The organism is Streptomyces sp. LZ34, from assembly GCF_053890475.1.
Map to the genome: position 1 here is coordinate 8,847,281 of NZ_CM132680.1, position 17,417 is coordinate 8,864,697.

Annotated in this window: 20 protein-coding genes and 1 tRNA gene; 3 read left to right on the forward strand and 18 right to left on the reverse strand. The window is 70.8% G+C overall.

What is annotated here, in order from left to right; translation table 11 throughout:
• Positions 1–159: 159 nt before the first annotated feature.
• Positions 160–231, forward strand: a tRNA-Val gene (locus ACWY4P_RS37510).
• Positions 232–411: 180 nt separating this feature from the next.
• On the opposite strand, the gene ACWY4P_RS37515 is transcribed toward ACWY4P_RS37510, so the two are convergent.
• The 8 genes from ACWY4P_RS37515 to ACWY4P_RS37550 form a co-directional block, all read right to left on the reverse strand.
• The gene (locus tag ACWY4P_RS37515; protein ID WP_456205002.1) at positions 412–1,539 is read right to left on the reverse strand and encodes a methyltransferase domain-containing protein; all 1,128 of its coding nucleotides are present in this window, start codon (positions 1,537–1,539) and stop codon (positions 412–414) included.
• Positions 1,536–2,498: an ATP-grasp ribosomal peptide maturase gene (gene tgmB / locus ACWY4P_RS37520; RefSeq protein ID WP_456205003.1), complete on the reverse strand. Its 963-nt coding sequence runs from the start codon at positions 2,496–2,498 to the stop codon at positions 1,536–1,538. The genes ACWY4P_RS37515 and tgmB overlap by 4 nt, the downstream gene beginning before the upstream one ends.
• Before the next feature lie 26 nt (positions 2,499–2,524).
• The gene (tgmA, locus tag ACWY4P_RS37525; RefSeq protein ID WP_456205004.1) at positions 2,525–2,779 is read right to left on the reverse strand and encodes a putative ATP-grasp-modified RiPP; all 255 of its coding nucleotides are present in this window, start codon (positions 2,777–2,779) and stop codon (positions 2,525–2,527) included.
• A gap of 164 nt (positions 2,780–2,943) precedes the next feature.
• The gene (locus tag ACWY4P_RS37530; RefSeq protein WP_456205005.1) at positions 2,944–3,171 is read right to left on the reverse strand and encodes a hypothetical protein; all 228 of its coding nucleotides are present in this window, start codon (positions 3,169–3,171) and stop codon (positions 2,944–2,946) included.
• On the reverse strand, positions 3,168–3,362 hold the full coding sequence (locus ACWY4P_RS37535) for a hypothetical protein (RefSeq protein ID WP_456205006.1): 195 nt from the start codon (positions 3,360–3,362) through the stop codon (positions 3,168–3,170). The genes ACWY4P_RS37530 and ACWY4P_RS37535 overlap by 4 nt, the downstream gene beginning before the upstream one ends.
• Positions 3,359–3,691 (reverse strand): hypothetical protein, encoded by a 333-nt coding sequence (locus ACWY4P_RS37540; RefSeq protein ID WP_456205007.1) that lies wholly within the window; start codon positions 3,689–3,691, stop codon positions 3,359–3,361. Before ACWY4P_RS37540 ends, ACWY4P_RS37535 begins: the two co-directional genes overlap by 4 nt.
• A 190-nt stretch (positions 3,692–3,881) precedes the next feature.
• Positions 3,882–5,045: a helix-turn-helix domain-containing protein gene (locus ACWY4P_RS37545; protein WP_456205008.1), complete on the reverse strand. Its 1,164-nt coding sequence runs from the start codon at positions 5,043–5,045 to the stop codon at positions 3,882–3,884.
• 305 nt (positions 5,046–5,350) lie between these two features.
• Positions 5,351–5,752, reverse strand: coding sequence for a hypothetical protein (locus ACWY4P_RS37550; protein WP_456205009.1), 402 nt, complete (start codon positions 5,750–5,752; stop codon positions 5,351–5,353).
• A 122-nt stretch (positions 5,753–5,874) separates the two neighbouring features.
• Between ACWY4P_RS37550 and ACWY4P_RS37555 the strand changes: the two genes are divergently transcribed.
• Both ACWY4P_RS37555 and ACWY4P_RS37560 read left to right on the forward strand, forming a co-directional pair.
• Positions 5,875–6,354: a hypothetical protein gene (locus ACWY4P_RS37555; protein ID WP_456205010.1), complete on the forward strand. Its 480-nt coding sequence runs from the start codon at positions 5,875–5,877 to the stop codon at positions 6,352–6,354.
• Positions 6,355–6,449: 95 nt separating this feature from the next.
• A complete protein-coding gene (locus ACWY4P_RS37560; protein WP_456205011.1) occupies positions 6,450–7,226 on the forward strand; it encodes an AraC family transcriptional regulator in 777 nt (258 codons plus the stop codon).
• On the opposite strand, the gene ACWY4P_RS37565 is transcribed toward ACWY4P_RS37560, so the two are convergent.
• From ACWY4P_RS37565 to ACWY4P_RS37610, 10 genes are all read right to left on the reverse strand, one after another.
• Positions 7,174–8,799: an MFS transporter gene (locus tag ACWY4P_RS37565; RefSeq protein WP_456205012.1), complete on the reverse strand. Its 1,626-nt coding sequence runs from the start codon at positions 8,797–8,799 to the stop codon at positions 7,174–7,176. The genes ACWY4P_RS37560 and ACWY4P_RS37565 overlap by 53 nt on opposite strands.
• Positions 8,800–8,971: 172 nt before the next feature.
• The gene (locus tag ACWY4P_RS37570; protein WP_456213193.1) at positions 8,972–9,610 is read right to left on the reverse strand and encodes a restriction endonuclease; all 639 of its coding nucleotides are present in this window, start codon (positions 9,608–9,610) and stop codon (positions 8,972–8,974) included.
• Positions 9,611–9,792: 182 nt separating this feature from the next.
• Positions 9,793–11,394, reverse strand: a complete 1,602-nt coding sequence (locus ACWY4P_RS37575) for an MFS transporter (protein ID WP_456205013.1) — start codon at positions 11,392–11,394, stop codon at positions 9,793–9,795.
• Complete coding sequence (locus tag ACWY4P_RS37580; protein WP_456205014.1) at positions 11,391–12,314, reverse strand: NAD-dependent epimerase/dehydratase family protein; 924 nt, start codon at positions 12,312–12,314, stop codon at positions 11,391–11,393. Before ACWY4P_RS37580 ends, ACWY4P_RS37575 begins: the two co-directional genes overlap by 4 nt.
• Before the next feature lie 3 nt (positions 12,315–12,317).
• Entirely contained in the window at positions 12,318–12,917 is a 600-nt protein-coding gene (locus ACWY4P_RS37585) for a hypothetical protein (protein ID WP_456205015.1), read from the reverse strand.
• Positions 12,914–14,635 carry a class I adenylate-forming enzyme family protein gene (locus ACWY4P_RS37590; RefSeq protein ID WP_456205016.1) on the reverse strand — a complete coding sequence of 574 codons (1,722 nt, stop codon included), beginning with the start codon at positions 14,633–14,635 and terminating at the stop codon, positions 12,914–12,916. The genes ACWY4P_RS37585 and ACWY4P_RS37590 overlap by 4 nt, the downstream gene beginning before the upstream one ends.
• Positions 14,622–15,584, reverse strand: a complete 963-nt coding sequence (locus ACWY4P_RS37595) for a hypothetical protein (RefSeq protein WP_456205017.1) — start codon at positions 15,582–15,584, stop codon at positions 14,622–14,624. Before ACWY4P_RS37595 ends, ACWY4P_RS37590 begins: the two co-directional genes overlap by 14 nt.
• A complete protein-coding gene (locus ACWY4P_RS37600) occupies positions 15,581–16,774 on the reverse strand; it encodes a beta-ketoacyl-[acyl-carrier-protein] synthase family protein (protein WP_456205018.1) in 1,194 nt (397 codons plus the stop codon). The genes ACWY4P_RS37595 and ACWY4P_RS37600 overlap by 4 nt, the downstream gene beginning before the upstream one ends.
• Positions 16,771–17,109: an acyl carrier protein gene (locus tag ACWY4P_RS37605; protein ID WP_456205019.1), complete on the reverse strand. Its 339-nt coding sequence runs from the start codon at positions 17,107–17,109 to the stop codon at positions 16,771–16,773. Before ACWY4P_RS37605 ends, ACWY4P_RS37600 begins: the two co-directional genes overlap by 4 nt.
• Positions 17,106–17,381 carry an acyl carrier protein gene (locus tag ACWY4P_RS37610; RefSeq protein ID WP_456205020.1) on the reverse strand — a complete coding sequence of 92 codons (276 nt, stop codon included), beginning with the start codon at positions 17,379–17,381 and terminating at the stop codon, positions 17,106–17,108. The genes ACWY4P_RS37605 and ACWY4P_RS37610 overlap by 4 nt, the downstream gene beginning before the upstream one ends.
• Positions 17,382–17,417 lie beyond the last annotated feature (36 nt).

Genomic DNA, 17,417 nt, shown 5'->3' on the forward strand with positions numbered 1-17,417 from the left:
CATGGATCGCCCCAGGCCCGGCTGTCATTCTCCCACCCGTCACTGACGAACAGGCGGGTCGGTCGGTTCGCGATCAGGCGTGGCTCTTCCCACGTTCTTCCCACCGCCCGCTGGATTGCGGCGCCGGGGCGCGGACAAGGTAGGCTGACACCTCATGCCGGGCGCATAGCTCAGCGGTAGAGCGCTGCCCTTACAAGGCAGATGTCGGCGGTTCGAATCCGTCTGTGCCCACCGTGACTGATCGCAGGTGAGAGCCTGTTCTGGCCCCCTGATCCAAGCGGATCGGGGGGCCGCTTCATGGCCGGAGTCCACATGGAGTCCCCATCCCCACCGGAGCATCACGTGGCAACTGGTGTGGGTGGGTACGTGTTACGCCGTGAAACAGCGGAAGAAGATCGATCGGAGGGCGGCCTAGTCGGGCAGTCGCCAGCTCATGCTCTCCGGCTCGTCCAGCCACAGCGTATGAGCACCGTCCGCGGAGACCGACAGGCCGTACCGGTCGTGCCCTGGTCGTCCGACATCCCGCCAGTGACTGAGCAACGGCTCCCTCTCGGCCCATAGATCACGGGGGCCGCCGTGGTCGAGGCGAGCGGTCTGGACCCCGGTCATGGTGATACGCGCCCACGACGAGGTGACCGGGTCGAAGAGGCATCGCATCTGACGGCCGTCGTCGTCTGCCAGGGCGAACTCGTTGACCCCCGGTTGCGCCAGTGAGGCGAGCAGCTGCGGCATGGCAGCGTCCAGGCTTGTCGGGACGGTGATCTCCCGGGTCTGGTCGGACCACGTCAGCAGCGGCTGCACGAGCTGCCCCGCGGCGGTCCCCACGGTGTCAGGGCTCGACCGGGCGGTCATGAAGCCGGCCAGCTCGGGGAGGAACCGGCCGCCGGCCGAGTGGTCGGCCGCCACGGACAGGCGCGCGATGCCGCAGCCCACATTGGCCACGATCACCCCGCCCGGGCGGACTTGCTCCCGCCAGGCGTCCGGGATCCGGCCGACGCCGCACGTCGCCAGGAGCCGGTCGTACGGTGCACGCTCGGGGCAGCCGATCATCCCGTCGCCGACGACGAGTGTCGGCTCGTACCCGGCCTCGCGCAGGCGCATCTTCGCGGCCGCCACCAGATCGGGGTCGACGTCGACGGTCACGATGTTGTCGCTGCCGAGGCGGTGGGAGAGCAACGCGGCGTTGTAGCCGGTGCCTGCGCCGATCTCCAGCACGGTGTCCGCGTCATGGACGTCGAGGGCCTCGAGCATGCGGGCCATGAGGGAGGGTTGCGTGGACGAGCTGGTCGCGGCGCCGCCTTGGTCGAACTGGGTCAAGAGGCTGATGTCGCTGTAGGCCGTGACCAGCCATGCCGGGTCGCCCTGGCTGTACGTGTGGAGGCTGCCCTGCGCCCGGACGGTGAAAGCGGGGACGAACTTGTGGCGGGGGACGCTGAGGAAGGCGGCGCGCCACGGCTTGGTCCGGATACAACCAGTCCTCACCAGGTGGTCGGCCATGTGTTGCCGGAGCTCGTCGGCCGACGGTACTTCGGTGATCATGCGTGGGCCCTTTCCAGAAGGTCAGCGAGTGCTTGGGTGATGGGCGCCCTCAGGTCCGGGACGAATCCCCACTGCCCGTTGGGGTTGACGTCGACGAGGTACCAGTGGCCCTGTGGGTTAACGAGGAAGTCCAGGGCGACGTATTGCAGACCGAACGTGTACATCAGCATGTGGACGCCCCCGGCGACGTGCTCGGGCACCTGGCAGGGCTTGAACGTCAGGCTGTCGTAATCGGCGCGGAAGTCGATGCGGGAGGCGTCCGAGCCCGCGTGGATCTCGGCGGCGAACAGTCGCTCGGCGACAGCGGTGAGCCGCACCTCGTACGCCTTGTCCACCCATTCCTGGAACTGGTGAGCCGTGAGCCGGACGGACTCATCGATCTCGCCCGGCCGGACCTGCGTCGTCCACAGGGCCTGTGGCCGGTCGTCGTGGTCGCTGGGGTGGGTGGTGCCGAGCGCCTTGTACGCGGCGACTTGGCCCGGCAGTGCGGAAACGAACTCGCAGGCCTGGTCCGGGTCGTTGGTGATCAGCGTGCGGGGGACAGTCAGCCCGCCGCGGGCTGCCGCGGCCAAGGCGACGGGCGGGTAGGTGGCGAGCGCGTTGCGGTTCGGGTGGTTCACCCACAGGCAGGGCAGCGAGTACATCAGCCCGCTGAACCCGGCTTGTGCCTCGGCCTGCGCCCATCGTCCGTCCTGCTCGGACATGCCGGGGTGGAGGCGGAACGCTCCGGGGCGCCGGTAGTACACAGATTGGATGTCGCTGAGAGACACGTCCCGGTGCTGACCGCGTAAGACGCCCTGCCACGACGTGTGGTCGGGGCCGATCCGGGCCGTCATGGTCAGGGTCTCCGGGAAGGCCCCGGGATCGAGACGGCGCACGGGTATGGATCGCTCGTTGAGTTCGGCTATGACCAGGTCAGCGGTCGCGTCTTGGGGGCGGGTCAGCACCAGGACGGTCATGGTTCAGTTCCTCCAGTCAGCCAACGTCAGTCCGTGTCGTTCTCGGTGTCGGTCGCCAGCTGGTTGTCCTCCTTGGTCTGCGTCGTCGTCGTGAGCTTCGTCTGCATCGACGGCTCGCTGATGAACGGCGTCCCGGTCGCGGTCACGCTGATCTGCCGCTCCGGGCAGAGGTGCAGAGCCGGCATCACGAACGCTTCGCCCGTCACGGGGACGGTCTTGGACAAGCCGAACGGCCTGACGGCCGAGGTACCCCGGCGATCGAGGGTGTGGGTCGGTGCCATGGTGGTCTCTCCTTCACGATGTGGATCTTCGGTCGTCGTGCATTTGCGGCCCGCTCCGGTCGGCCGTCCTCGCCTGTCGGCGAGCGGCCGGAGCGGGGTCAGGTGGTGGGCCGCTGGCGTGAGCACGCCCGGACGGGGGACCAGACCGCCAGCGACCCACCGGTCTATGTGGCGTCCGCCTTCAGCGCCTCGGCGGGCGGAGTCCTGTGGCAAACGCAGTCACAGCGGACGGTCATGATGAGCGCGCCGCGGGTCGCGGGCGGTACAGGCTTCAGCCGCACTTCGTGCGGGCCTCGGCACAGGTCATGGATCTCGGCGGGCGTGGTGTCGGGCTCGGCCGTGTACAGATCGCAGTACGCGGACAGGCGGCGGTCGGCCGCCGGGGCGGTCACGACGCCAGCCTCTCGCTACGGGTGCGCTGCAGGGCCACGAGCACGTCGTAGAGGTTCGCGTCCGGGGGCGGGAATCGGCGGTGGCAGTCCGGGCACAGGTGCCGCAGGCAGCCGGGCCCGGACGCCGACGCGCGGACCACGGGGATCGGCTCGCGGGTGGGCTCGTTGCAGCAGTAGCAGAACTGCGTCACCGGGGAGCCCTCTCGCGGGGGCCGAGGGCCGCGCTGGCTGCGATCTTCAGTGCGGCGAACAGGGGCTCCGGGTCGGTGAGGTGCTGGTCCCGGGGCGGTACGCGCCAGCGCACCCCAGGCCCCTTCCGGCAGTCGACGGGGGGCACCTCGATGTAGGCGGTCGCTCCCCAGACTTCGACGCCGGGCAGCCAGCTCATGTCCCACGCGGTGGCCGCCCCGGGAGCGATGAGCCAACACAGCACCCCGTCGAAGGGGTTCTCGATGACGGCGGCCGTGGCCTCGCCGAGCAGGTCCAGGGCCTGTTTTCCGATGAAGCGTGGGACGCGCACGACCTCCCACGATTTGCCAGCGGGCTGCAGCTGCGCGCTATGGCCGCTGGGCGGCGTCCACGGTTCGGCTCTGGTCGTCATAGTCGGCTCCCCTGAGGGTGATGTGCATCCGTGCCGTGACGCTAAGTGAGATGCACGTCACACCTCAATGGCACTTTTGTGGAGCCGCCGACGGAAGTGTCAAGGAGAGTTACATCGGTAGGCCGACTGCGTCAGCCAAGGTGCGCATTTCGGACGTTAGCGTCCTTCGCTTCGCCACCACATCGGACAAGATGTCCCGCGCATACCGCTGACTGGCCAGCCACTCCGGCGCGTTGACGTTCACCTCGGTCAACACCGAAATCGATTCCCCGTACTGCCGCATCATCACGTGGGCCTTCGCCACATCAAGCCGGTGCCGGTGATACTCCGTGGAGACCGCCAGGCCACCAGGGCGCGTTGCCGCGCGCAGCACCTGGTCCGGCTGGTCCAGGACGATGTGCCGCTCCGCCGCCTTGTACCGCACCGTGGTCGGGCCCCACGTCGTGAGCCGCTCCGTACCCCGCGGCAACTCCCGGCCCATCAGGACCGCGACAGACCGCGCGAGCCGCATCGTGTCGTCCGCCTCACCCCGGCGGTTGTCACGCAGGTTCGCGGCTGAAGCCTGCATCAGCAGCCAACCCCACGCGGCCAGCTCTTCCGGCGTCGCACGGGAAACCCGCGGCTCAACGTCGTCAGCCCACCGCGTCGCCAGCTCCCGAGAGGCGGCAAGCTTCCCCTGGCGGACGAGCAGCCAGCTCCAGGTAGCGATGATTCCCGCAGCGCGCAGCCGGTCCGGCGCGTCGTCCAAAGCGCGGCGCAGTGCGGTCTCCGCCGCGCTGTACTGGCGGACCTGAGTGAGCGTCGATCCCGCGATCTGCAGTAGGTGGGACCGTACGTCTCGCGCATCAGTGGTGTCGCCGAGCGCGTCAGCGTCGCGTAGCAGCGGGGAGAGGAGGCCAGTGAGTTCGCCCAGTCGGTTGTCGAAGTAGGCGGCGCGCACCTCCGGCAGCATGGCGCGGACGCCTTCCACCGTAGGTCCCTCGTCTGTGTAGACGGCGGCGATCTGAACGGCCTGCCGGAGCGGACGCCATTGCTCGGCCGTGTCGCCTGCGGCCTCCTCGTCGTCGCGCTCCAGCAGGCTACTGGTAGGGACGCGCAGGGCGACAGCGAGCTGGTGGGCTGTCTCCATGCGAGTGTCGTCGAGGCTGCCCTGCTCCAACTTCCTGATGAGGGAGAGCGATACGCGGGAGGCGGCAGCCAGGTCCCGCTGGCTCAGACCACGCCGCTTGCGGATCTTGCGTAGCCGGGCGCCAATGTGAGTTTCTTCGGGCATACTGAACTCCGTTCTGAACTCGACACTCAGACGGTACTCCGGGGGAACCCGGGGATGCAGCGATCGGCCTCCAGATCACCCTGGGGGCCGTCGTGCTGTCTGGCCATGGCGAAAGCCCCTCGCCCACCCGGAGGCGAGACGAGGGGGCACAGTGTGGGACGTCAGCGGATCAGCAGCTAGGCCGTTTCTGACGGCTCTTGGACGGTGCCGCTGAGCCGGATGACGCTCGCGGCCACGGTGAGGGCGCCGTCATAGTCAAAGGGTATGGCTCAGCGGACCAGAACGTTCAGCGACCCAACGATCGTTCAGTCGGCGATGTAGCCCGATTTCGAGAGCCCGGACTGGAACACGAAGTAATACTCGGCGTTGTCCCTGACGTTGGTCGCGATCGCAGCCCACTTGCCCGAGGCGGCCCATTTGAGCTGACTGCAGTAGCCGCCGGCGTTGTAGAAGCAGACTTGGACCATCGAACCAGTATCCAGCTTGATGTTGATGTCATTGCAGTTAGATGACGTCCGCAGTCTCGTTTCGGTCCAGGGATACGTGCGGTGGGGACTGGGCTTCGAGAAGCGGATTGGCGTGTCATAGCAGGCCATCACGGTCTGGCCGTCTCCCGCAGTCGCGCCGGCGGAAGAAGCACCTGACACCAAAGCGCTGACGCACAGCGCCGCGACCGCTGCGGCAGCGGACACTCGGTTGTATTTCATGGAGCCCCTCCTCGTATCGAAAGTGGCTTCACAAGCATTCACGCCGTCACCGGGGACCGGTCGCGCTGACCTGGCAGACCACTCCGGTACGGCCGCCGTCGGGAGACTGCGAGCATGGGCCGGTGGACATCGCATGGGAACTGGGCGGGCTGCTGGGGGCGCGGGAAGACGGGGCCTTCGGCCTCGTCGGTTCCGAGGCGGACGGCTCGGTGGCGGAGCAGGTCCGCAAGCTCGCTGGGGAGGCGGAACGGGCGTGGGAGCAGTACCTGGTACCTGGGGCGATTGGACCGAGTTCGCCGACCGAGGTTGCGGAGAGGCTCGCGGAAATCGACGGCGAGCGAGCCGCGGAGCTCATGACCTATCTGGCAGTGGAGAACGTGGTATTCCCTGGTCAGCCGCGCCCTGATGGGGCTCATACACGCGGAAAGGTTGAACGTGTCAGGCAGCTGCTGGGCGATGGGGCTTCCTGGTACACCAACGTGAAGGACATCTCGCCGGGATCCCGCGAGTGGATGCCCGTCACGCGCTACACCTACGACGGAGTCGTTGCGGGCACGGGCAACGGCCTGGTCGTCGTACTGCTGCAGGTCGGCGAAGGTTGAGGGCGCCGAAATCTGCAGCACCGTCAGTAGAGTTGGGGTCTGTGATCGGTGAAAGGCACTTCACTGTCGACTATCCGGCCTTTGTCGTCGCGAGCATGGTCATCGCGCTGGAGCCGGGAACCAACGTCCCTACCCATAACCACCCGCAGCATCAGCTGACTTGGGCGCCGAGTGGCCCGCTCACGATCGAGGTCGACAACTTGCGCTGGGTGGTGCAGCGTTCGCGTGCGTTGTGGATTCCCGGCGGTGTGGATCACGCCGTCGTCCCCAGCTCCTCCTCCGCGATGCTTTCGCTGTACTTCGAACCGGACGACTGCCCGCTGCGCTGGAAGGCGCCGACGGTCATCGACGCAACCGGGCTGGTCGGGCCGCTGCTGTCCCACCTCGTGGAACTCGGCGGAGGCGCCGTGGAGCATCGCGCCCGGGTCACGGCCGTGCTGTGGGATCTGATGAAGCCCATGTCGGTCGCCACGATCCCGACCATCCTGCCCACCGATCCGCTGGCGCTGCGGGTCGCGCTCGCCATCAAGCAGGACCCCGCCGACCCCCGGGATCTGGAGGACTGGGGCCGGGAGGTCGGCGCGTCGCCGCGTACTCTCTCGCGCCGGTTCCGTGCCGAGACCGGGGTGAGCTTCAGCAGCTGGCGGACCAACGAACGGCTTAACGCGGCGCTGCCCATGCTGGGCATGGGACAGCCGGTCTCCCGGGTCGCCCGTGCGGTCGGCTACCAGACCGCGAGCGCCTTCATCACCGCGTTCCGACGGGAAGTGGGCACCACTCCCGCCGCGTACTTCAGCGGGAGCGGTGCCACATCCGCGATCACACAGACACCGGCTCCGGTTCCTGTTCCGGCGCCTGCGGCTGCCGACTGACCCGGCCGCGGTCGATCGCGAAGGCGATGACCGCGATCACCACGGAGACCGCACCGATGATCGCGCCCAGGGTCGCCATGGAGTTCAGCGCGTCGACGGACGCGCTGTCGGCGACGCGGGTCAGCGCGGGCACGGTGTCGTGGAACCGCGCCGGCACCGCCTCGACCACCTGATGCCCGGCCCCGGACCCGACCTGGTGGACGAACTGTTCCTTCAGGTCCCGCGGCACCGCGTCGGCCCCGGGAACCGCCGCGAGCCCGGACTCCGCCCTGTCCTGGGCGACGTGGCTGAACATCGCACCGAGCCCGGCAATGCCCATGGCCATGCCGACCTGGCGCAGGGTGCCGAACGTGGCACTGGACATCCCGGCGTTCTCCTGCGAGGCGAAGGTCAGAGACGCCGCCTGGTTGATCGCGGTGAGCGCGCCGATGCCGAGGCCGCCGACGACCATGCCGGGCAGGAAGTGGGTCCAGCTGTCGTCGCGACCGAAGTCGCCGAGCAGGAACATGCCCGCGGTGACCAGCGCCATGGTGGCCGACAGCCCGACCCCGATCGGCACCCGCTTGGCGAAGATCGCGGTCACCGGCGCGGCGATCATCGCGCAGAGGCTGATCGGCAGCAACCGCAGGCCCATCTCCAGCGGCGTGTAGCCGAGCGCGCCCATCAGGAACAGCGACAGGTAGATGGTTGCGGCCATCAGCGTGGCCATGTGCGCGACCGACACGATCGCGGTGCCGGCGAACCCGGGCTTCTTCGCCATCGAAATGTCGAAGAGCGGATGCCTGGCCTGCGTCTGCCAGGCCAGGAACGCGATCAGCAGCACGACCGCGATGATGATCAGGGAGATGACCGTCCCCGACGACCAGCCGAGTGCGTTGCTCCGGGTCAGCGCGAACACACCGGCCACGAGGCCGCCGGTGAGCAGCAGCGAGCCCAGCCAGTCGGCGCGACGGCCCGGGGTGCTCGCCGCCTCGGGCATCTTCAGCACGGCCAGCACGGTGAGAGCGATGCCGATCGGCACGTTGACGGTGAAGATCGAGCGCCAGCCGAACCGGGTGACCAACGCACCACCGATGACCGGGCCGAGGACGGTCGCGCCCGCCATCACGGCCCCGTAGACGCCGATCGCCTTCGCCCGGGCCCCGGCCCCCGGGTACGCGACCGACAGCAGCGGCAGCGCGGTGGCGAACAACATCGCGGCGCCGATGCCCTGCACCACGCGCAGGATGTCGAGTTGCACGATGCTGCCCGCCAGCGTCAACGCCAGCGACGCGAGGGTGAACACGACCATGCCGGCGACGAACATACGCTTGCGCCCGAACCGGTCGCCGAGCGTGGCGAAGGTCAGCATGACGCCGGCCAGCGGGATCGAATAGGCGTCGACGACCCACTGGAGCCCGTCGATGGAGGCATCGAAGTCCGTACGGATGTCGGCGAGCGCGGCGGAGACGACCATCGCGTCGAGCATCAGCATGAAGATCGCGACGCAGACCATCAACAGCACCAGCCCGGGCCGGCGCAGCGCGGCGTCGACCGGCGTTGAACCGCGTGCGGTCGTCGCAGTCGAGGACATGAGAACTCCCTGGAATCAGGCGTGGATGTCAGCTGCGGAGAAAGCACCCGTGCACGGGGGATGCCGCGCTGATCACGCTAGATCCGCAACAGGCCTGACAGGAACGACGTATGAGGACCGCCGATTTCGCGTAGCGGACAACTTCAGCCCGGCAGGGCCGGGCGATCGCGCATCAACGACGGCGGGCCGTGGTGGACCGTCCCGGCCAGGACGGTCGACGTCCGCGCGGCGGTCCGCCCCCCGCCCCGTTGAGGGGGAGCAGCGACCCCAGCGTGGCACCTCGCACCCACGCCCCGAGCAGGTCCCGGTGCATGGCGAAGATCCCGTGTTTCACCGCCAGCCTCTGGGCTTCCCGAGTGAAGTTGCACGTGGCGACGTACACCGCGACGTCCGCGCCGTGCTCGGCCTTCGCCGTGCCGAGGAACTTCTGCATCTCACCGCTCCCCACGGTGCGGTGGGGCGCGTAGTGCTTGCACTGGATCACCAGCCGCCGCCCGTCCGGCATCAGGCCCACGACATCGGCGCCCAGATCGCCGGACTTCCCGGAGACGAGGACCTGGGCGCAGCCGTCGCGGCGGCACAGGTCCGCGACGTACCGCTCGAACCGTTGCCAGGTCATCGCGTCGACATCGGACATGGCCAGCGCCCGCGCCTTGCGTTCCTCCTCGGCCTGCCAGGCATGGTCGCCCGCGACGGCGCTTCGGTGCGCCCTCAACAGCCACCAGCCGCCCCCGCCGAGCAGCGCCGCGCAGCCCACCCCCACGGCGTACGGCCACACCGTCTTCCAGGCCAGGACCGACACCAGCAGCAGCACGGCGCCGGCGCCCCACGCCCAGCGTCGTAACCGCGCCTTCAACCGTCGTGACGACCGAGTGCGCCGTCGTCGTGTCGCCATCGCACCCCCTGCCGGTCTGTCCCTCCGTAGTGTCGAGAGCAGCGGGACGCCCCCACAAGACCGCCTCATGAGCCGACAGCCCACTGGACGCGACGCCCCTACGCGGTCTCCACCTGGCCGTCCCGCGCCTCCCGCGGTCCCTCCGGCTGCTCCGGCTCCTCCTGGAGGTTCCGCGACCGCGCACCCCGCTCCCGCAGCCCCACGACGCACACCGCGAACCCGACGAAGGCCAGTACCGCGGTCCAGGCCGTTGCCGCGTCCATCGCGTCGAGGAAGGCGCGGTCGGCCAGTTCCGCGAGCTCCGGCAGCCGCAGCGAATCGGCCAGTGAGCGTGCCGCCTCGGCCGAGGTCCGGGCCTGTTCCTCGGCGCCGGGGGACAGCTGCCGCGGGCCGCCGGGCAGTGCGGCATCGGCCATCCGCTCGCGGTAGACCCCGGAGAGGATCGAGCCGGTCATCGCCACCCCGAGTGTCCCGCCCACCTGCCGTGTGACGCTGTTGACGGCCGACCCGGCGCCCGCGAGATGCGGTGGCACCCCGCGCATCATCGCGGCCGTGACCGGCGTACCGACCAGGCCCATGCCGAAACCCTGCACCCACAGCAGCGCGACGATGGCCGGGACCGGGGTCCGCGCGTCGAACCAGAGGTAGCCGACGTAGGTGGCGGCGGTGGCCAGGATTCCGGCCGCGACCGTCCACCGGGCAGATATGAGCCGGCTCAGCACCGGGGAGGCCTGACTGCCCAGGACGATGCCGACCGCGGCGGCGATCATGACGGTTCCGGCGCGGGCGGGGGAGAGCCCGCAGGGCCCCTGGAGGTAGAAGGCCGCGTAGAACAGATGCCCGGCCAGCGCCATGAACGCGAGCAGCAGCACCACGCTCCCCGCCGTGAACCCGGGCTGCCGGAAGAGCCGCAGGTCCAGGCTGGGGGCCGGGGATCTGCGCTGAGCGGCCACGAAGGCGGCGAGCAGCGCGCCGCCCAGCAGGAGGGGGAGCAGGACGTGCGGTCCGTACCAGGTCTGCCGGTTGCCGAGTTCGATGACCCCGTAGACCAGGCCGCCGAGGCCGAGCACCGACAGGGCCAGCCCCGGCAGGTCGAGCGCGCGACGCCGTGCGCCGCCCAGCTCGGGTACGCAGACCACCACTCCGGCCAGACACAGGGCGACGATCGGCACATTGACCAGGAACACCGACCCCCACCAGAAGTGGTCGAGCAGCGCCCCTCCCGCGACCGGGCCGACGGCCACGCCGAGGCCGCTGGAGGAGCTCCAGATCGCGATCGCCCGGGTGCGTTTCTCCTCCGGGGTGCTCCGCACGATGATCGACAGCGTCGCGGGCATCAGCAGCGCGCTGCCCGCGCCCATGAAGGCGCGCGCCACGATGAGCCAGGCCGGGTTTCCGGCGAACGCGCCCGCGGCGGAGGCGGCGCCGAACAGCGCCAGACCGGCGAGGAGGGTGGTACGGGGACCGAACCGGTCGGCCAGCGCGCCGCCCGCGAAGAGGGTGCAGGCGAAGACCAGGGTGTAGGCGCTGGCCACCCACTCCAGTTCGGCGGGGGTCGCGCCCAGGCCCCGGTCCGGGTCGGCCAGGGTGGTGACGGCGACGTTGAGGATCGAGGTGTCCAGCCAGATCAGCATCTGGGCGCAGACCACGACCAGGACGACGGCCCACGGCCGGGACGGGGTGGCCTTCTGGCCGGTCACTCCTCGCCCAGCCCGTCGCGCCAGCTCGGCCGCAGTGGCTTCCAGCCCAGCGCCGTACGGGCCCGGTCGTTGGCCGCCCCGCGCGCCGCGGTGAGCTGATGGGCGAGGAACCAGCCGAGCAGCCGGGGCGCGAGCGCGGCCGGGATCGCGCGTGGCGGCGGGCCGCCCAGCGTACGGGCGTAGTGCGGAAGCCACTGCGCGGCGGGGGCCGGCTCGTCGTCCGTCACATGGAACACGCCGGTGGCGTCCGACTCGACGGCCGCCACCGTGGCCCGCACGGCGTCCTCCACATGCAGGAACGAGGTGATCCCGGCCGCGCCCTCGGGCAGTGGGAGGCGCCCGGCCAGCACCGCCTGCCCGGTCCCGCCGGTCCGGGCGTACGCGGTCCCGGCGCCGTACAGCGTGCCGTACCGCAGCACTGCGCCCGCGAGGCCCGGGCTGTTCAGGACCAGCCGCTCCAGCTCGGCGACGGCCCGTACGGTGGCGGCCCAGCCCGGGTCCGGGGCGTCCGCGTACAGCGGCGCGTCCTCGCCGAGGACGGGATCTCCGGCCGGGGCGGCGGCGAAGGCGATGCTCTGCGCGACCAGCCGCCGCGCACCGGCGGCACGGGCCGCCGCGGCCAGATTGGCGGTGCCCTCGGTACGCACCCGCGCGGTCTGCGCGAAGGCCGCCGCGGGGTCGTCGCGCAACAGCCGCAACGCCGTCATCTGGTGGACGATCACCTCGGGCCGGTCGGCCGACACCGCCGACAGCAGGGCCTGCCGGTCGAGGGCGTCGGCGACCACGACCGCGTCCGCGTCCGGGGCCTTTGCCCGGGACGTCTCCCGTACCAGCGCGCTCACCTGATGGCCCCGCGCCCGCAACGCGCCCACCAGGGGATGTCCGATCACTCCGGTGGCCCCGGCGACAAGTACCCGCACGGCTCAGCCCTCCCCACCGGGAGCGACGGGAACGACGGGAGCGACAGGGGCGACCGGAGCGACCGGAGCGACCGGACCCGCGACTCGCATCAGCAGGCGGCACGCCTTGTCGCCGTCCCGCAGACAGCTCGCGGCCCGGTTCTCCGACAGGGTGACGCCGAGCCCCTCGGACCAGCCCGCGTGGATGTCGGTGCAGGGGCACTGGTAGCCCTCCAGCGAACCGGCCATCCGCACCATGGAGATGGCGAAGTTCCGCCGCAGCGTGAGCACGATCAGATCGTCGCCGGCCACCTCGGTGGAGGCGTTGCGCAGTTCCCGGGGGAACATCCGGTCACCGCACTCGTCGTACCGGCGGCGCAGCTCCTCCAGGTCCTTGGCGCGCTCACCGCTGTCGGGGAGCGCGCCGAACCGGCGGGCGACGCGCTGCCCGACCTGGAGGGCGACCTGGCGCAGCGCCTCGGCGTTGATCTCGTTCGCGGCCTGCTGCCCGAACCGTCTGGCCACCCCCTGGTACCAGTGGGCGTCGTGCTGCCACCACAGCCGGTACACCTCCACCGTCTGGGCGCGGTGGTTGATGCCGTCTTGTCCCGTGTCCGTACTCATGCCCGCTCCCTGCCGGCGAATCTGTCGCGCATCACTCGCTTGAGAACCTTGCCGGTGGCGCCCTTGGCCACGTCGTCGGGCCGCATCCGCAGGGCCCGGGCCACCGGGGGGTATCCGGCGGTCGCCAGGGCCTCGTTGACCCGGTCGGTCCATGCCCGGTCGCCGCTGTCGTTGTCGCCGTTGTCGTCGTAGTCGTCGCCGGCCTCGTGCGCCGGCTGGAGCAGCGCATAGGCCTCGGCTTCTCCGTCGCCGTCCCAGTCCGCCCGTACCCCCTCCGGGGCGACCCCGACGACGGTGCAGTCGGCCAGCTCGGGCAGCTCCCGCAGCAGCAGTTCCTCGGTACGGGTGGAGAACAGGATCCCGTTCCGGGTCCGGATGGCGTCCGGCGCCCGGTCCAGGTGGTAGAAGTTGCCGTCCTCGTCCTGGTAGGCGAGGTCCCCGGTGAGCCAATAGCCGCCCAGCCGCAGCCGGTGGAAGGTCAGCGAGTCGTTCCAGTACCCGGGGGTGAGCGTCGGCGACTTCAGCCCCAGGCGGCCGATCTCCCCGGGTGGCAGCGGGGTGCCGTCCTCGCCGAGCACGGCGGCCTGGGCGAAGCTGATCGGCTTGCCGACGCGGCGCGAGTAGGCCGAGGTGTCCTTGGTGTGCCGGTTGTGGAAGACCGAGTAGCCGGCTTCCGACGAGCCGAGCCCGTCCACGAAGACCGAGCCCTCGACCCGGGTACGGCGCAGATCCCTGCCGATCTTCTCGTGGCTGCCGTGCTGTACCAGGGCCCGGATGTGCGCCTCGTGCGCCGCGTCCCCGGTGTTGAACCACACCTGCACGCTGGACAGGTCACGGTCCGCCAGGTCCGCCGTGGCCATCTCGCCGAAGGTCCCGGCGAAGGCCAGCACCGTGCTCGGCCGGAACTCCTCGATGGCGTCCAGCACCTCGGTGCCGCGCTGGCTGGAGAGCAGCTTGATGTCCGCGCGCAGCAGCAGGCAGTACAGCAGCGTCGCCACCGCGGCGTTGTGCGCGCCCGGCAGCCCCACCAGCGTGCGCTCCATGTCGGCCCCGGTGGAGAAGCGGAGCCGGTGCAGCTGCGCGTACATCAGCGTCCGGTGGGTGTGCGGCACCCCTTTGGGCATACCGGTGGTGCCGGAGGAGTGGGAGATGATCACCGGGTCGGTGGGGTCGTGCCGGTACGGGTAGGACCGCGGCAGCAGCTCGCGGTGCGCCGGCCGGATCTCGGCGGCGGTCACGCAGAAGCCCGGCCCGGGCCCGGATGCGGATGCGGATTCAGAACCGGAGGCGGGCCCGGACAGTACGGCGTGGTGCTCCCGGTCCGTGAAGGCGCCCACCGCGCCCTGCCTGCGGACGTACTCCCGGGCGATCTCCGGGGGCAGGTTGCCGTTGACGAACGAGGGGATGGCGCCGAGGGACGTCAGCGCCAGGAAGTTCACCGCGAACTCGGTGCTGGAGTGGCTGTGCACCGCGACCGGGTCGCGGGGCCTGACGCCCTGGGCGGCGTACCAGCCCGCGTATGTCTCGACCGCCTCGCACAGCTGATGGAGCGTCAGTCTCTCGGGGCGGCTGCCGTCCGGCGCCTGCCAGGCGCCGTCCGTCCACAGCACGGGCTCGTCGAGCGGGCGGCCGTACGCCTTCAGACGCCACAGGACATTGCCTGCGCCCAGTTCGGTGTCCGAGCAGATCCGTGCCCGTTCCTGCCTACTGATGAGCATGGGTCCTCGTCTCGTCGCTTCCGACGCGGGTGTGCGTTGGGTTGTCGCAGGTGAGGAGGAACGCGGTGGGGCCGGGCCGCGCCTTCGGATCCGTCACCAGGAGGTGGCCGCCGCCGTCCCGCAGCAGCCGCCGGTGGGCCGCGGCCAGGCCGAACAGGCTGTGGAGGGACCCGGGGTGCCCGGGCTCCCCGGCCCCGCCGGTGTCGCGGTGGGCGTCGTACGCCTCGGCCGACCGGACCGAGACCGGTGTCCCGGCGCCGGGACGGCCGAGCAGCACCGCCACCGCCAGTCCGGCGGGCGCCGACGGGGGCGGAACCGGGCGGCCGCTGACGGCGGCCAGGTCCCGGTACACGGATGCCACCCTCCCCGAGGAGGCACCCCCCGCCGGGCTTCGCTCACCGCCGCCGCCCAGCTCCACGCCCAGCTCCACGCCCAGCTCCACGCCCAGTTCCATGCCCAGCTCCACGCCCAGCACCAGGACCCGGTCCAGCTCCGGGTCCTCCAGCAGCAGATCCGCCATGGCCAGCAGCTGGGTCACCGGGTCGTCGAGGACGGAGAGGCTGAACGTCTGCCCGGTGATCTGGAACTCCCGGCTCATATAGCCCAGTACGGAGTTGGCGGTGGCCTGCATGAACAGCAGCGGGTTGTGGACCTGCCCCGAGACCATGCGCCGACTGGCCAGATCCGCGGTGGTGGTGTCCCCCATCAGGCTGGCCAGCGCCACGGCGGTACGCGAGCCGTCGCCGGGCCTTTCGGTCAGGCACTGCCGGGCGACCTCGAAAGCCAGCGGGCTGAAGTGCGACTCCACGAAGCCGGGCAGCCTCGGCGGCGGGATGTCGCCGTCCTGCCCGGTGCCGAGGGTCGCGGTGGCGGTCGAGAGGATGCCGAGGGACGAACGGAGCACCGCCTTGTCGGCCTTCTCGGTGTTCTCGGCCTTCTTCGTCGTCACGGCCGCTCCAGCACGAGCGCGGTGTTGGCGCCCCCGAAGGCGGCGTTGACGGTCAGGGCCCGGCGCAGGTCGGCCGCGCGCGGCTGATTCGGCACGTAGTCCAGGTCGCACTCCGGGTCCGGCCGGGTGTATCCGGCGGTCGGCGGCAGTACGCCGTCCCTCAGGGCCAGCATCGTGATGACGAACTCCACCACGCCCGCGGCCTCCAGGAGGTGGCCGGTGGTGCTTTTGGTGGAGCTTATGGGTATCGCTTCGGCCCGCTCGGGGAGGGCGGCCCGCAGTCCGCGGGTCTCGGCCCCGTCGTTGTACTTGGTGCCGGTGCCATGGGCGTTGACATAGCCGAGGGCCGCCCCGTCCGGGTCCCCGGCGAGCCGCATCGCCTGCCGCGCCGCGCGTGCCAGCCCGACGCCCTCCGGGTCCGGCTGGGCGACGTGGTGGGTGTCCGTGGCCGCGCCCCAGCCCACCACCGTCGCCAGCGGCCGGGCGCGGCGGCGGCGGGCGTGCTCGGCGGACTCCAGCACGACCGCCGCCACTCCGTCGCCCAGCAGCAGTCCGCTGCGGTCGGCGCTGAACGGGCGCACCGCGCCGTCGCGGGACAGCGCCCGGCCGGAGTCGAACTTGCCGAAGGTCTCCTCCTCCACCAGGTATCCACCCGCGCAGACCGCCGTATCGATCCGGCCGGAGGAGATCAGCCGACAGGCATGGATGATCGCGGCGGCGGAGGCGACACAGGCGTTGGTGAAGGTGAGCCGCGGCCCGGTCAGCCCGAGCCGCCCCGCCAGCAGCTCGGTCAGGTGCGCGGGTACGGCGTCGGCGGCCCGCTCCGCGGCCCGGTCCGGGCCGTCGGGGGCGGGCGGGGAGCCGGCGGCGGCGCGCCAGTAGCGGGTGATGCTGGTGCAGTCGCCCGCGACGCCGAGCAGCACCGCGGCCTCCGTGCCCGGGCGGAGGCCGGCCATGTCGGCGGCTTCCGCGCCGCACCGCGCGAGCGCGTGGCGCAGCGCCCAGTCCTCGACCGCGTCGGGCCCGTCCGGGGCGGCGGCCGCCATCGGCGTACGGTACGGGCCGGTGTCGAACCGTGTGGTGGCCGTGAACGAGGGGATTCCCGCGAAGACGCCGCGCCGGAGGGCGTCGGCGCCCATGCCGAACGCGGTGCGCACACCGAATCCGGTCACCGTCACCTCACCGCTCATCGGGGCCCGCCCCCTTCGGCCCCTTCCGCCCCTCCCGACTCTTTCGCCTCTTCGGCCCCTTCCGCCTCTTCGGCCCGGTTGGTCTGGGCGGCGCGCAGATACTCGGTGAGCAGCCGGAGCGAGGTCAGCTGGAAGATCTCCTCATCGGTGGGCTCCACGACCAGGCCGTAGCGCTCCTCCACCACATGCAGCAGCCACACCAGGCCGAGGGAGTCCAGCACCAGTTCGGCGTCCTCGCCGAGGTCGGCGGGCACCCCGGCGAACACCTTGCGGTCCGACAGCAGCTCCCGGACGGCGTCGGTGGTGATGGGTGACAGCGCGGCTTCCGTGCTCATGCGTCGGCACCGCGTCGGACGACATCGGCCACGAGTCCGCCGAGGGTCAGGGAGGCCAGGGGCTCGATGTCGGCGTCGGGGATCTCCACGCCGAACCGCGACTCCAGCCGCAGGGTGAGCTCGATCAGGCTCAGTGAGTCCAGCTCCAGCCCGCCGACGGTCACCGGGCTCTCGTCCGTGATGCCGTCGCGGGTCGTCAGGAGGTTTATCACGTCGACGACGGTGTCCAGGACGAACTCGCGGACCTCGTCCTCAGCGATTGGCGCGGTCATGGTCAACATCTCCACGTAAAAGAGTGCGGCGAAAGT

What these genes read in the sequence shown, in the direction of transcription:
- ACWY4P_RS37590 (WP_456205016.1), bottom strand. Translation starts at nt 14,635, where the DNA reads ATGCTCATCAGTAGGCAGGAACGGGCACGGATCTGCTCGGACACCGAA.
- ACWY4P_RS37585 (WP_456205015.1), bottom strand. Translation starts at nt 12,917, where the DNA reads ATGAGTACGGACACGGGACAAGACGGCATCAACCACCGCGCCCAGACG.
- ACWY4P_RS37565 (WP_456205012.1), bottom strand. Translation starts at nt 8,799, where the DNA reads ATGTCCTCGACTGCGACGACCGCACGCGGTTCAACGCCGGTCGACGCC.
- tgmA (WP_456205004.1), bottom strand. Translation starts at nt 2,779, where the DNA reads ATGGCACCGACCCACACCCTCGATCGCCGGGGTACCTCGGCCGTCAGG.
- ACWY4P_RS37550 (WP_456205009.1), bottom strand. Translation starts at nt 5,752, where the DNA reads ATGAAATACAACCGAGTGTCCGCTGCCGCAGCGGTCGCGGCGCTGTGC.
- ACWY4P_RS37545 (WP_456205008.1), bottom strand. Translation starts at nt 5,045, where the DNA reads ATGCCCGAAGAAACTCACATTGGCGCCCGGCTACGCAAGATCCGCAAG.
- ACWY4P_RS37560 (WP_456205011.1), top strand. Translation starts at nt 6,450, where the DNA reads ATGGTCATCGCGCTGGAGCCGGGAACCAACGTCCCTACCCATAACCAC.
- ACWY4P_RS37515 (WP_456205002.1), bottom strand. Translation starts at nt 1,539, where the DNA reads ATGATCACCGAAGTACCGTCGGCCGACGAGCTCCGGCAACACATGGCC.
- ACWY4P_RS37605 (WP_456205019.1), bottom strand. Translation starts at nt 17,109, where the DNA reads ATGAGCACGGAAGCCGCGCTGTCACCCATCACCACCGACGCCGTCCGG.
- ACWY4P_RS37600 (WP_456205018.1), bottom strand. Translation starts at nt 16,774, where the DNA reads ATGAGCGGTGAGGTGACGGTGACCGGATTCGGTGTGCGCACCGCGTTC.
- tgmB (WP_456205003.1), bottom strand. Translation starts at nt 2,498, where the DNA reads ATGACCGTCCTGGTGCTGACCCGCCCCCAAGACGCGACCGCTGACCTG.
- ACWY4P_RS37610 (WP_456205020.1), bottom strand. Translation starts at nt 17,381, where the DNA reads ATGACCGCGCCAATCGCTGAGGACGAGGTCCGCGAGTTCGTCCTGGAC.